We start from the raw sequence: 12,128 nt of genomic DNA, 5'->3' as shown, positions 1-12,128 counted from the left end.
GCGCTCCCACCGACCACCATGGCGCTGACCTTGTTCTGTCGGGTTGTCGCCGCCATGGTCACCCGACTCGAATTCGTCGTCGACTCGCGGTCGGTGCCCACGTGCCGCCACCCGTGCCGCCGCTGGGCGACCGTTTTCGGTGTCCGCCGGTGACGGTCCGCGGCGAAGGCCGGCCGATCGGTGGTCGACGGGGTTCATCGTCGCACCGCCCCTGAACGGGTTCAGCGGGCTTGCACCGGTCGGCATTGAAAGGGTCTTCCGAAAAGCGCGAGGAACCGGTTGGATAACGACATCCGGCCCGCGCGGCGCCCCTTGCGGCCAGGCGAATGGGCTGGTAAGGACACTCGCCAGGAGGTCGCCTTGGCCCGTATGAGGTACGACCTGAACCATGCGCGGGATCTCAGCGCGCCGCCCGCGCCGGATGTCGAGCCGGTTCCCCCTCCGCTCTCGGGAAAGTGGGGCGGAAACGGCCTCACTCCGGAGCGAATTCGCGACTACAACAAGCTGCTTTCCCGGAAGCGAAGGGTGTCCGTGACGCGGCTTCCGCATTCGGATCCGCTTTACAGGTTGGTGCAGGAGGAGAGGCGGCGCAAGGCGCGGCTGAGGCGCTATCTGGCGGAGCGCGAACGGCGGCGCAACGGGCTGTAGCCTCCGTCCTGATCGATCTTCCGCGCGCTCTCCGCGTGCGCTGTGCATTCGCCGGGCATCGCCGCGGAGAGGGCGAGGTGGTGGCCTGGCCGGCCGACCGCTCGTGACCGCGAGGCCTCCCGATCGGCACCGGTACGGCGGGCCTCGCCGGCGTAGCCGGGCACCGATGGGCGCGCGCATCGGACATGCGTCGGCCGATGGCCCGGCCGCCCTTTTCGCCGCCGGGCGGGCGGTGGGCGGCCAGGCTTCGTCGCCGAGGGCGGCCTTCAAGCGGGCACGAGGCCGACGGCCTGCTTGGCGGCGAGGACCTTGGGGGCGGCGAGGTCGCGGGCGCGTTTGGCGCCGGTGTGCAGGATGGCGCGGACGTGTTCGGGGTGGCGGGACAGGTCGTGGTAGCGCTGCTGGATGGGGGTGACGGTGGCCACGACGGCGTCGGCGACGGCCTGCTTGAGCTCGCCGTACCGGTCGAAGTTCTTGGCCAGCTCGTGCGGGGCGGTGCCGGTGCAGGCGGAGAGGATGGCGAGCAGGTTCGAGACGCCGGGCTGGGCCTCGGGGTTGTAGGCGACCGTGGTGCCGGGGTCGGTGACGGCGCGCATGATCTTGCGGCGGAGGACCTCGGGTGGGTCGAGGAGGCGGAGGACGCCCGCGGGGCTGGGGGCGGACTTGCTCATCTTGTCGGACGGGTTGGCGAGGTCCATGATGCGGGCGGCCACCGGCGGGTTGACCGCGGTGGGGACGGTGAAGATCGGGGCGTAGCGGGAGTTGAACCGCTGGGCGAGGTCGCGGGCGAGTTCGACGTGCTGGCGCTGGTCCTCGCCGACCGGGACCTCGTCGGTGTCGTAGAGCAGGATGTCGGCGGCCATGAGGATCGGGTAGGTCAGCAGGGAGACGCGGACGCGTTCCTGGCGGCGGGACTTCTCCTTGAACTGGATCATCCGGCTCGCCTCGCCGTACCCGGCGACGCACTCGAGCAGGTAGTGCAGCTCGGTGTGCTCGGGCACGTGCGACTGGACCATGAGCAGGCAGGCGTCGGGGTCGGCACCGGCCGCGAGCAGCAGGGTGGCGAACTCGAGGGTACGGCGGTGCACCTCGGCCGGGTCGTGTTCCAGGGTGAGCGCGTGCAGGTCGGAGATGAAGGCCACGGTGTCGGCGGCCTGCTGCCGGGCGACGATCGGGGCGATCGCCCCGAAGTAGTTGCCGATGTGCAGGTCGCCGGACGGGGTGAAGCCGGTGAGGCGTCGTGGCATCGGTATCGCTCCCTCTCGGACGGGGACCGCCCGATCGGGGCCGCCGGAACGCCACGGATACGACGAGGCCGCCCGTCTCGGGCGGCCGCTTGATCAATGCTGTGCGCGGATGAGCCGTGCCGCCCCGTCAGGGGCGCCACCAGCCGAGGAACATCGTGATCATCCGCACACCTTCACGGTACCACTCCAGCCGGGACGGGTACGCCGGTCAGTCCTTGCCCGGGGGCTCGGCCTGGGCGGCGAGCCGCTCGTCGCGGCGGTTGGCGCGCACGCTGGTGAGCGTCACCGTGAGCAGGACCACGACGATGACGCCGAGCGAGGCGAGGGTGGGGACCTCCGGTACGGCCGGCCACACGGTGTGCGCCCAGTGCAGGACGAGCTTCACGCCGATGAAGGCGAGGATGATGCCGAGCCCGTGGTTGAGGTGGCGCAGCTTCTCCAGCGCGTGGGCCAGCACGAAGTAGAGCGCCCGCAGGCCGAGCAGGGCGAACGCGTTCGTGGCGAAGACCAGGAACGGGTCGGAGGTCACGCCGTACACCGCGGGGACCGAGTCGACCGCGAACACGATGTCGGTGGCGAACACGGCCACGATGGCGAGCGCGAGCGGGGTGAGGGCGCGCCGCCCGCCCTCGCGGACGATCATGTGGGTGCCGCGGTAGCCGTCGGTGACCGGCATGAACCGGCGGGCCAGCCGGATCGTGCGCATGTGGGAGATGTCGACCTCGTGCTCCTGGCCGCGGATCGCGTCCCGCAGGATCTTGACCGCGGTGACCAGGAGGATGCCGCCGAACAGCAGGAACGCCCAGGTGCCGCTGGCGAGCGCGGCCGCCCCGAGGGCGATGAAGATCGCGCGTAGCACGAGCGCGCCGACGATGCCGTACAGCAGCACCCGCTGGGCGAGCTCGCGGGGAACGGCGAACGCCGACAGCAGCAGCATGAAGACGAAGAGGTTGTCGACCGAGAGCGACTTCTCCACCACGTAGCCGGTGAGGAACTCCACGGCCGGCTGCGTGCCGTGGTCCAGCCACACGTACACGCCGAAGAGCAGGGGAAGCGCGAGGTAGAAGATGGTCCATCCGACCGCCTCACGCATCCGGACCTCGTGCGGACGGCGGGTGATGGCGAAGTCGAGAGCCAGCAGCACCAGCAGACCGGCGACGGAGATCGCCCAGAGCAGGGGCGAGGCGATGGTCTCCAGTGGGGCCGCCGTCACCGGTCCGGTGATCAGGGGCATGCAACCTCCTCGAACGCTGTTACGCGGTTCGAGGTCTCCTTCACCTGCGATCGCAGGCGGCCGCCCGAGAACTCCACGGTTCGTACTGACCGGGTCGACGCTTGGGAAGTACTCCCCTCGCCACTCAGGCTAGGGCAAACCCGGCTTACTCCACCACCGACGTTCCGATATTGACCGGTTTGCGTCATTGCATGGCGATTGCCCGGTGCCCGCCCGCGCGGTACCCGGAGGTCTACCCGGGATACCGCCGCTCAACGCCCTGCCGTACCGGGGGATCGTGAGGTACGGCCCGCCGGTCAGCGGGGTCCGCGGCCGCGGACGAGCGGCAGGTAGACCTCGTCGATGATCTCGACCAGGACCTCGTCGGGCACGCCGGTGACGCCGCGGGTGAGCAACTCGTTGCGCAGCAGCGCGATCGGCACCGTGGCGACGCGGGGGTGCAGGGCCTCGGGGGCCGCCTCGCCGCGGGCCACGGCACGGCCGAGCACGGTCAGCCACATGCCGGTCAGGCCGTCCCCGCCGGTCCGGGCCTGGATCTCGGCGAGGAGGTCCGGGTCGTCCCGGGCGCTCGCCAGCAGGTCGAGCAGGATCCGGCCGAGGGGCGAGGACAGGTGGCGGTTGGCGGCGCGGAGTAGCTCCAGCGCGTCGCCGCGCAGCTCGCCGGTGTCGGGCACGCGCGCCTCGGTGACGGTCATCCGGCCGTACGCGGCGACGGCGAGCGCGGCCCGGCTCGGCCAGCGGCGGTAGATCGCGTTCTTGTTGGTGCCGGCGCGCCGGGCGACCCGGTCCATGGTCAGCCCCGAGTACCCGGACTCCTTCAGCTCCTCGGCCGCGGCGTCGAGGATCGCCTGCTCGAGTACGGTTCCGCGCCGCCTGGTCGCGGCGGACGCCCGGCCGCCGTCGGGTTCACCGGCCACTTTCCCTCCCCAAACAGGAACTGAGCGTACCTTGTTCACACCCGGCTTACTCAGCGACCTCTGCGAAGTTAAGGTACTGTAAGTACCCTATCGATGGCAGGAGGACGCAGCGTCGGCGATGCGCGGCAGAGGCATCAACTACGACGTCGGGTTCGCCACCGCGGCCGCTCGGGCCGCCGGGCGGAGCAGCCGGGAGCCGTTCGACCCGGACGTGGTGGCGCGCGAGATGCGGGTCATCCGCGAGGACCTGCACTGCACCGCGGTGCGGATCACGGGCGGGGATCCCGAACGGCTCGCCGTCGCCGCCACCCACGCCGCCGCGGCCGGCCTGGAGGTGTGGATCGCTCCCTTCACCTGCGACATCACGGCCGACGAGCTGCTCGACGTGATCGTGCGCTGCGCCGACCACGGCGAGCGGCTGCGTCGCGACGGGGCCGAGGTCGTGGTGGCCACCGGATCGGAGATCAGCCTGTTCACCGACGGCTTCCTGCCCGGGGAGACGGCCGCCGAGCGGCTCGCCCTGCTCACCCGGCCGGAGCGGCTGCGCGAGGCGCTGCCCGCGCTGCCCGGCCGGGTGAACGCCTTCCTCGGCACGGCCGTGGCCGCGGTGCGCGAACGGTTCGGCGGCCGCGTCACCTACTGCTCGCTGCCGGTGGAGCGGGTCGACTGGACCCCGTTCGACGTCATCGCCACCGACGCGGGGTACCGCTCGGCGGCGACCGCGCCCACCTACCGCGACACCGTGCGGGCGTTCGTCGCGCAGGGCCGGGCGCTGGGCAAGCCGGTGGCGGTCACCGAGTTCGGCTGCGCCACCTTCCGCGGCGCGGCGGACATGGGCGAGGGCTCGGACTCGATCATCGAATGGCGCGCCGACGGCACCCCGGCTGCGATCCGCGGCGAGCACCTGCGCGACGAGCAGGAGCAGGCCGCCTACCTGCGCGAACTCCTCGACATCCTGGATGCGGAGGGCGTCGACAGCGCCTTCTGGTACACCTTCGCCCGCTACGACCTCCCCCACCGCGCCGATCCGCGCGAGGATTTCGACCTCGCCGGCCGGGGCGTGGTGAAGGTGCTGGAGGGCCGCGACGGCGCCACGTACCCCGGCCTGCCCTGGGAGCCCAAGGCCGCGTTCGCCGCCCTCGCGGAGTGCTACCGCAACTGATCCCGGGCGAAGACCGCGGCCACACCGGCGGTGCCGCGGCCTACGCGTCCGCCCCGGTACGGCCGGCCGGCTCGGCGCAACACTCCTCGCCGCGCGGCGCCGGGTCCTTGACCGGCCCCATGGTGTCCGCGTCGGCCTTCACCACGTACACCTCCCAGGGCTCGCGGCCGGGCCCGTGCACCCAGACCTTGTCCTGGACGGCGTAGCAGCACGTGGTGTCCCGCTCCTCCACGGTGGCGAGGCCCGCCTCCTTCAGCCGCTCGGTGGCGGCGGCGACCTCCTCGGTGGAGCCGACCTCGATGCCGAGGTGGTCGAGCCGCGTCGGTTCGCCGGGCTCGCCCTCGATGAGCACGAGCTTGAGCGGCGGCTCGGCGATGGCGAAGTTCGCGTACCCCGGCCGCCGCTTCGCCGGGGCGGTACCGAACAGCGCGGAGTAGAACGCGATCGAGCCGTCGAGGTCGGCGACCCGCAGGGCGAGCTGGATCCGGGACATGGCGGTCCCCCTTTCATACTTAGACGATCATCTAAACAGATCCTTTCACGTTGATTAGATGAACGTCAATACAAGCAGGACGCAGGACCGGAGACGTTCGCCACGGCTCGCGGCCGGGCTCAGGGATCTGCCCCCGGTGCCGTACCGCCGGACCGCGTGCCGGTCACCGGCACCGAGGCCGCGCTCGCGCCGCCCACCGGGCTCCCGCCGCCGCGCAAGTGGTCGGGGTGAGATCATCGGCGGCCACCGCGTCACCCGCCTGCCGGGCAACGACCGCGCGGCCGCGCCGAGGGTGGAGGCGGGAAAGGTCAGGCGGCCAGCGGCAGGGTGTCCGGCATGCCGAAGAGGGGGAAGAGCGAGCGGTCGAAGAACATCGTCCCGTGCTTCACGCCCGCCGAGGTGAGGGTGACCACGTTGATGGCGAAGGCGTGGTACACGCCGTCCTGCCGCAGGTACATGGCGAACGCGGGCCGGCCGTTCGCCTCGACCGGGAGCAGGCGCAGGTCGCCGGGGCGCTGCGCCGGGCACTGGGCCGAGATCAGCCGCCCGATGTCGTCAGGGCCCTGGTACCAGGTAGGGAACGGCGGCATCTCCCAGACCGCGTCCGCGGTGAACAGGGAGACGATCGCCTTGACGTCGTACCGCTCGAACGCCTCGACGTACCGCCGGAGCAGGTCGCGCTGGTGCCGCGTGGCGGGCTCGGCCACCTCGTCCTCGGCCGGGGCGACCGTGGCGAGCTGGGCGCGGGCGCGCTGCAGCATGCTGTTGACCGCGGCGGTGGAGACGTCGAGCAGCTCGGCGACCTCGGCGGCGCGCCACTTCAGCACGTCGCGCAGGATCAGTACGGCGCGCTGGCGGGGCGGCAGGTGCTGCAGCGCGGCGATGAGCGCGAGGCGCACGCTCTCCCGGGAGGTGACGATCTGGGCGGGGTCGGCGTGGGAGGCGCCGGTCATCGCGTCCGGGGCGGGCTCCAGCCACGGCACCTCGGGCCGTTCGGTCAGCGGGGCCTCGGGGTCGGCGCTCGCGGTGCCGAGCCCGCTGGGCAACGGCCGCCGGCCGCGGCCCTCCAGGGCGGTGAGGCAGACGTTGGTGGCGATCCGGTACAGCCAGGAGCGCAGCGAGGACCGGCCCTCGAAGGTGTGGTAGGAGCGCCAGGCGCGCAGGTAGGTCTCCTGCACCAGGTCCTCGGCGTCGTGGATCGAGCCGAGCATCCGGTAGCAGTGCGCGGTGAGCTCGCGCCGGTAGGGGTCGGCCTGACGCAGGAACTCGTCCTGGGCCTGGGTCGTCGTGGTCATGGTGCCGCCTCTCCTCCGCCGCGCCGAGGTCACGTGCCCGGGCGGTGCGTGGTCACACCCCCAAGTAGACACGCGGCCACCGACAAAATCCGCGGCGAACCCGCGCACCCGTCACGCCCCGGCCACGGTCGCCGGTACGGCACGCCGCCGGGTGGCCGAGGCGACGGCGTGGCCGTACCGCGACGCGGCCCGCCGCCCGCGTCCGGCCGGCCCGGCCCGGCGGCACCGGGCACGGCCGGCGTCACGCCGCGGGCACCCCGCCGTCCGCGGTGCGGCACACGGTCACGGCGCGGGTGAGCGGGCAGTCGCGGGTCGCGGTGCCGTTGGCGACGACCACCCGGACGTCCGGCGGCACGGTGAGGTGGTAGTCGGCCGAGCAGAGGTCCGGGGAACCGGCGAACGGGGCGGGGCAGGAGTAGGTGATGCGCAGCACCTTGCCGCCCTCCCACTCCTGGTGGAATTCGCGGCCGCGGGCGCCCCAGGCGAGCTCGCGCCGGACGGTGAGCCGTTCCCGCTCGCCGCGGGACACGTTGACCTTCACCGGCCCGTCCGCCTCCACGATCACGACCGGGGTGCCGATCCGGTAGACGACCGTGGTGCTCTCCCGCGACTCCGCGCTGAGCAGCTCCGCGCCGTACACGCCGGGCTGGACACGCTCGTAGGTGCCGTGGCGGTACTCTGCGATCTGCGCCCACGCGGTGAGCGCCACCACGCCGACGGTGACCGCCGTCAGCACGGTGCCCCAGACGCGCCACAGCAGGCGGATGTTCCTCGGCATCGCCATCGTCGGTTCCTCCGGGAGCGGGGTCAGGAGATCTTCAGGAAGCGCAGTACGGCGAGCACCCGCCGGTGGTCGCTTTCGGTGTTCGGCAGGCCGAGCTTGGCGAAGATGTTGTTGATGTGCTTGCCCACCGCGCTCTCGCTGATGGAGAGCGCCTCGGCGATGCCGAGGTTGGACCGGCCCTCGGCGATCAGGGCGAGGACCTCGTACTCGCGGCGGGTGAGCCGGTCGAGCGGGTCGCTGTGCCGCCGGATGAGCAGCTGGGCGACCACCTCGGGGTCGAGGGCGGTGCCGCCCTCGGCGACCCGGCGCACCGCGGCGATGAAGTCGGTGACGTCGGCGACCCGGTCCTTCAGCAGGTAGCCGATGCCGCTGGTCTCGGTGGACAGCAACTGGGTGGCGTAGCGCTCCTCGACGTACTGGGAGAGCACGACGATCGGCAGCCCGGGGTACTGGCGGCGCAGCACGAGCGCGGCGCGCAGGCCCTCGTCGCTGTGCCCGGGCGGCATGCGCACGTCGGTGATGACGAGGTCGGGCCGGTGCTCGTCGACCGCGCGCAGCAGCCCGTCGGCGTCCGCGACCGAGGCGACGACCTTGATGCCGGCGGCGCCGAGCACCCACACCAGGCCCTCGCGGAGCAGGACCGAGTCCTCGGCGAGCACTACCCGCACGGCAGCTCCGCGGTGATCGTGGTGCCGCCGCCCTTCGGGCTCTCGATGTAGAGCGCGCCGTCCACCGAGCCGACCCGCTGGGTGAGCCCGCGCAGCCCGGTGCCGCGCTCGGGGTCGGCGCCGCCGCGGCCGTCGTCGGAGACCACCACGCGCAGCAGGTCGCCGTCCCGCCACACCATCACCTCGGCGGAGCCGGCCTCGGCGTGCTTGGCGACGTTGGTGAGCGCCTCGGACACGACGAAGAACGCTACCGCCTCGACGGCCGGCGCGGGCCGCTCCGGCACGTCCACGTGCAGCCGTACCGGGAACGGCGAGCGCGCGGCGAGCCCGGACAGCGCGGCGTCGAGCCCCTCGTCGGTGAGCACCGCCGGGTGCAGGCCGCGGACGAAGTCGCGCAGCTCCTTGAGCGCCTGCTTCGCCTCCTCGTGCGCCTGCGCGATCATCCGCTTGGCCGGATCCGGCAGGTCGATGAGGGTGGTGCGCACCATGCCGAGGTGCATGGCGAGGGAGACCAGCCGCTGCTGCGGCCCGTCGTGCAGGTCGCGTTCGATGCGGCGGCGCTCGGCGTCCGCGGCGGCGATCACCTCGGCGCGGCTCTCCTCCAGCGTCACCACCCGGCGGGCGAGCTCGTCGTTGCGGCTCGGGCCGAGCAGCGCCCGGGCGGCGAGCAGGTCGAGGTCGGTGATGCCGCGGGCGAGCCACGGCGCGGTGACCAGCAGCCCCAGCGTGATCACCAGCAGCGGCACACTCTGCCGCTCGTCGCCGGACACCCAGGTCTCCACGGAGAACCAGGCGGCCACCAGGCACGCCGCCCAGGCGAGGATCACCGCGACGAAGCCGACGAGGCTGAGCAGCGGGGAGAGCAGGTGGTAGGTGAGCTGCCGCCAGGTGCTGTCCGCGCGCACCCGGCTGACCAGCCACCGCCACGGGTGGCGGGTGGCCTCGGGAGCGGGCACCGGCGGGATCTCCACGTCGAGGAACGCGGCGAACCGGGCCCGCTGCAGCCGGGTGAACCGCGGCAGCAGCCACACCGTCAGGGCGAGTGCGGCGACGGGCACCACGACGGTCCAGATGAAGACGATCGACGCCAGCGCGAGGCCCACCAGCGTCGCCGCGGCGAACAGGGCGATCGGCACGCCGGTCATCACGTGAATCGTGCGCAGCCACGTCGCCGCGGACCAGTGGCCGCGCATCCGCTCCCAGGGGGAGGCGATCAGCCGGGCATCGGTCATGGGTCAACCGTAGGTACGGCGACGCCCGCACGGAATCCGTCAGGTATGACGGTTGAAGGTGAGGCCAGCCCTACCGTCCGGCCGTCCCGTCGCCGTCCGGCGCGGGCGGCGGCGCGGGCGCCGCGCCGGCGATCAGGCCCGCCATGGCCTCGTCGAGCAGGGCCGTCTCGGCCTCGCCGGGGATCACGCGCACCGGCAGCTCCCGCTCGTACAGTACCTCGCGGATCGCCTCGGCGATCCCGCGGAACTCGCCGCCGCGCACCGAGGAGGCCCGGTAGGCGAGCCCGATGCGGCGCCCGGGGGCGGGGTCGGCGAAGCGGCGCAGCGCGAGCGGCACGCCCCGGCCGGTCTCCACCCGCACCGCGGTCTCCGGGATCAGGGTGACGCCGAGCCCGTGCGCGACGAGCTGCACGAGCGTGGGCAGGCTGGTGGCGAAGGTGGCCATGGTGGCCCGGGCGCCCACCTCGCGGCACACGTCGAGGGCCTGCTCGCGCAGGCAGTGCCCGCGGTTGAGCAGCACGATGTCGAGCTCCTTGAGGATGTCCCGGGGCAGCGGCTCGTCCCCGGTGGCGAGGGCGTGGTCGGCAGGTACGGCGAGCAGGAAGTCCTCGTCGTAGAGCGGCACCTCGACCACGCCGGAGGCGGCGGTGGGCAGGGCGAGCAGCGCCACGTCGAGGCCGCCTTCGCGAAGTTGGTCCAGAACCTCCTCGGTTTGCGCCTCCTGCAGGGTGAGGGTGAGCCGAGGAAACCGCGCGGCGAACATCGGCAACAGGGCCGGCAGCAGGTAGGGTGCCACGGTGGGGATCACGCCGAGCCGTACCTCGCCGGTGAACGGCTCACGGCTCCGGGCGGCCCCGTAGATCAGATCGTCCATCGCCCGCAGCACGCGGGTGGCGTGCATCGCGACCCTGGCCCCGGCGGGAGTGAGCAGGACCTTTCGTGTGGTGCGTTCCAAAAGCTGCGTGCCGAGGGTCTCCTCGAGGGAGGAGACGGCGCTGGACAGCGCCGACTGGCTCATCCGCAGCGAGTTCGCGGCCTCGCGGAAGTGCAGGTGCGCGGCCACCGCGAGGAACGCCCGGAGCTGGGCGATGGTGGGCGTGGACGTACTGATAGACGCCACCTCTCAAATTGATCGGCCAAATCGATGTGCCATCGGCATGGTACTTGGCCGATTGTTTGAGGTGTGGCCGGAGGGGGCCCAAAACGGGCCAGTCCGGATCTGCGCTCCATATCCGACACGCGTAAGGAGTAGACGTGCTCACGATCGGGGACGCTTTCCCTCAGTACGAACTCACCGCCTGCGTCAGCCTCGACGCTGAGAAGGCCTTCGAGACGATCACGCACAAGACCTACGAGGGGAAGTGGAAGGTCTACTTCGCCTGGCCGAAGGACTTCACCTTCATCTGTCCCACCGAGATCGCCGAGTTCGGCCGCCTCAACGGCGAGTTCGCCGACCGCGACGCGCAGGTGCTCGGGTTCTCCGTGGACTCGGAGTACGTGCACTACGCGTGGCGGAAGAACCACCCCGACCTGCGTGACCTGCCGTTCCCGATGCTCTCCGACGTCAAGCGGGAGCTGTCGCAGGCCCTCGGCATCCTCGGCGAGGACGGCGTCGCGCAGCGCGCCACCTTCATCGTCGACCCCCAGGACGTGATCCAGTTCGTCATGGTCACCGCCGGCTCGGTGGGCCGGAACGTCAAGGAGGTCCTGCGGGTGCTCGACGCGCTGCAGAGCGACGAGCTGTGCCCGTGCAACTGGAACAAGGGCGAGGCCACCCTCGACGCCACCAAGCTGCTGGCGGGTGTGTGACATGGGCGTTGACGCGCTCAAGGCCGCCCTGCCGGACTACGCCAAGGACATCCGGCTCAACCTCGGCTCGGTCGTCGGCACCTCGTCGCTGAGCGAGCAGCGGCTGTGGGGCACGGTGCTCGCCTGCGCCATGGCGACGAAGTCGCCGAAGGTGATCGCGGAGCTGTCGCAGGAGGCCGCCGACTACCTGTCGGCCGAGGCCTTCCAGGCCGCCAAGGCCGCCGCCGCGATCATGGCGATGAACAACGTCTACTACCGGTCCACGCACCTGATCGGCGACGAGGCGTACGCCACGCTGCCCGCGCGGCTGCGCATGACCGTCATCGGCAACCCCGGCGTGGACAAGACCGACTTCGAGCTGTGGTGCCTCGCGGTGTCCGCGATCAACGGCTGCGGGACCTGCCTCGCCTCCCACGAGCAGGTGCTGCGCAAGGCGGACGTGCCGCGCGAGCAGATCCAGGAGGCGCTGCGCATCGCCGCCGTGATCAACGCCACGGCGGCGGTGATCGAGGCGGAGGCCGCGGTCAGCGCGGTCTGACGCCCGCCGTACCGGCCCCGGCGGCCATCGCCGGTACGGCCGGCCGCGGGCCTTGCCCCCCGCGTTCCCGAGGAGTGACGGCGGCGGGCGGACGGGTACGA

13 protein-coding genes are annotated in these 12,128 nt (G+C 72.2%); 4 read left to right on the top strand and 9 right to left on the bottom strand.

Going from position 1 to position 12,128, the window contains the following annotated elements:
• Positions 1-369 precede the first annotated feature (369 nt).
• Positions 370-648, top strand: coding sequence for a hypothetical protein (locus FHX40_RS24030; RefSeq protein WP_142262238.1), 279 nt, complete (start codon positions 370-372; stop codon positions 646-648).
• Between the two features lie 266 nt (positions 649-914).
• On the opposite strand, the gene trpS is transcribed toward FHX40_RS24030, so the two are convergent.
• The 3 genes from trpS to FHX40_RS24015 form a co-directional block, all read right to left on the bottom strand.
• On the bottom strand, positions 915-1,895 hold the full coding sequence (gene trpS, locus FHX40_RS24025; protein WP_142262237.1) for a tryptophan--tRNA ligase: 981 nt from the start codon (positions 1,893-1,895) through the stop codon (positions 915-917).
• A gap of 208 nt (positions 1,896-2,103) precedes the next feature.
• A complete protein-coding gene (locus FHX40_RS24020; RefSeq protein WP_142262236.1) occupies positions 2,104-3,129 on the bottom strand; it encodes a TerC/Alx family metal homeostasis membrane protein in 1,026 nt (341 codons plus the stop codon).
• 296 nt (positions 3,130-3,425) lie between these two features.
• A complete protein-coding gene (locus FHX40_RS24015) occupies positions 3,426-4,046 on the bottom strand; it encodes a TetR/AcrR family transcriptional regulator (RefSeq protein ID WP_142262235.1) in 621 nt (206 codons plus the stop codon).
• 118 nt (positions 4,047-4,164) lie between these two features.
• Here FHX40_RS24015 and FHX40_RS24010 point away from each other — a divergent pair, with 118 nt between their 5' ends.
• Positions 4,165-5,208, top strand: coding sequence for a glycoside hydrolase family 113 protein (locus tag FHX40_RS24010; RefSeq protein ID WP_142262234.1), 1,044 nt, complete (start codon positions 4,165-4,167; stop codon positions 5,206-5,208).
• A gap of 40 nt (positions 5,209-5,248) precedes the next feature.
• Here the strand turns inward: FHX40_RS24010 and FHX40_RS24005 are convergent, their stop codons facing one another.
• The 6 genes from FHX40_RS24005 to FHX40_RS23980 all read right to left on the bottom strand — a co-directional run bounded on the left by FHX40_RS24005 (position 5,249) and on the right by FHX40_RS23980 (position 10,800).
• Positions 5,249-5,701, bottom strand: a complete 453-nt coding sequence (locus FHX40_RS24005) for an ArsI/CadI family heavy metal resistance metalloenzyme (protein WP_142262233.1) — start codon at positions 5,699-5,701, stop codon at positions 5,249-5,251.
• 308 nt (positions 5,702-6,009) lie between these two features.
• The gene (locus FHX40_RS24000) at positions 6,010-6,996 is read right to left on the bottom strand and encodes a sigma-70 family RNA polymerase sigma factor (protein ID WP_142262232.1); all 987 of its coding nucleotides are present in this window, start codon (positions 6,994-6,996) and stop codon (positions 6,010-6,012) included.
• Between the two features lie 241 nt (positions 6,997-7,237).
• The gene (locus FHX40_RS23995; protein WP_142262231.1) at positions 7,238-7,780 is read right to left on the bottom strand and encodes a hypothetical protein; all 543 of its coding nucleotides are present in this window, start codon (positions 7,778-7,780) and stop codon (positions 7,238-7,240) included.
• A 23-nt stretch (positions 7,781-7,803) separates the two neighbouring features.
• A complete protein-coding gene (locus FHX40_RS23990; protein WP_142262230.1) occupies positions 7,804-8,448 on the bottom strand; it encodes a response regulator transcription factor in 645 nt (214 codons plus the stop codon).
• Positions 8,439-9,680: a sensor histidine kinase gene (locus FHX40_RS23985; RefSeq protein WP_142262229.1), complete on the bottom strand. Its 1,242-nt coding sequence runs from the start codon at positions 9,678-9,680 to the stop codon at positions 8,439-8,441. Before FHX40_RS23985 ends, FHX40_RS23990 begins: the two co-directional genes overlap by 10 nt.
• Before the next feature lie 70 nt (positions 9,681-9,750).
• Positions 9,751-10,800, bottom strand: coding sequence for a hydrogen peroxide-inducible genes activator (locus FHX40_RS23980; protein WP_142262228.1), 1,050 nt, complete (start codon positions 10,798-10,800; stop codon positions 9,751-9,753).
• Positions 10,801-10,934: 134 nt separating this feature from the next.
• Between FHX40_RS23980 and FHX40_RS23975 the strand changes: the two genes are divergently transcribed.
• Together FHX40_RS23975 and ahpD are read left to right on the top strand one after the other, a co-directional pair.
• On the top strand, positions 10,935-11,489 hold the full coding sequence (locus FHX40_RS23975; RefSeq protein WP_142262227.1) for a peroxiredoxin: 555 nt from the start codon (positions 10,935-10,937) through the stop codon (positions 11,487-11,489).
• A gap of 1 nt (position 11,490) precedes the next feature.
• On the top strand, positions 11,491-12,027 hold the full coding sequence (gene ahpD, locus FHX40_RS23970) for an alkylhydroperoxidase, AhpD family (RefSeq protein WP_142262226.1): 537 nt from the start codon (positions 11,491-11,493) through the stop codon (positions 12,025-12,027).
• Positions 12,028-12,128 lie beyond the last annotated feature (101 nt).

The sequence above is a fragment of the Thermopolyspora flexuosa genome (genome assembly GCF_006716785.1).
Taxonomy (GTDB): domain Bacteria; phylum Actinomycetota; class Actinomycetes; order Streptosporangiales; family Streptosporangiaceae; genus Thermopolyspora; species Thermopolyspora flexuosa.
The sequence above is the reverse complement of the archived record's forward strand: the minus strand, read 5'-3'. Positions and strand labels throughout refer to the sequence as shown.

What these genes read in the sequence shown, in the direction of transcription:
- trpS (WP_142262237.1), bottom strand. Translation starts at nt 1,895, where the DNA reads ATGCCACGACGCCTCACCGGCTTCACCCCGTCCGGCGACCTGCACATC.
- ahpD (WP_142262226.1), top strand. Translation starts at nt 11,491, where the DNA reads ATGGGCGTTGACGCGCTCAAGGCCGCCCTGCCGGACTACGCCAAGGAC.
- FHX40_RS23985 (WP_142262229.1), bottom strand. Translation starts at nt 9,680, where the DNA reads ATGACCGATGCCCGGCTGATCGCCTCCCCCTGGGAGCGGATGCGCGGC.
- FHX40_RS24000 (WP_142262232.1), bottom strand. Translation starts at nt 6,996, where the DNA reads ATGACCACGACGACCCAGGCCCAGGACGAGTTCCTGCGTCAGGCCGAC.
- FHX40_RS23995 (WP_142262231.1), bottom strand. Translation starts at nt 7,780, where the DNA reads ATGGCGATGCCGAGGAACATCCGCCTGCTGTGGCGCGTCTGGGGCACC.
- FHX40_RS24010 (WP_142262234.1), top strand. Translation starts at nt 4,165, where the DNA reads ATGCGCGGCAGAGGCATCAACTACGACGTCGGGTTCGCCACCGCGGCC.
- FHX40_RS24030 (WP_142262238.1), top strand. Translation starts at nt 370, where the DNA reads ATGAGGTACGACCTGAACCATGCGCGGGATCTCAGCGCGCCGCCCGCG.
- FHX40_RS24005 (WP_142262233.1), bottom strand. Translation starts at nt 5,701, where the DNA reads ATGTCCCGGATCCAGCTCGCCCTGCGGGTCGCCGACCTCGACGGCTCG.
- FHX40_RS24020 (WP_142262236.1), bottom strand. Translation starts at nt 3,129, where the DNA reads ATGCCCCTGATCACCGGACCGGTGACGGCGGCCCCACTGGAGACCATC.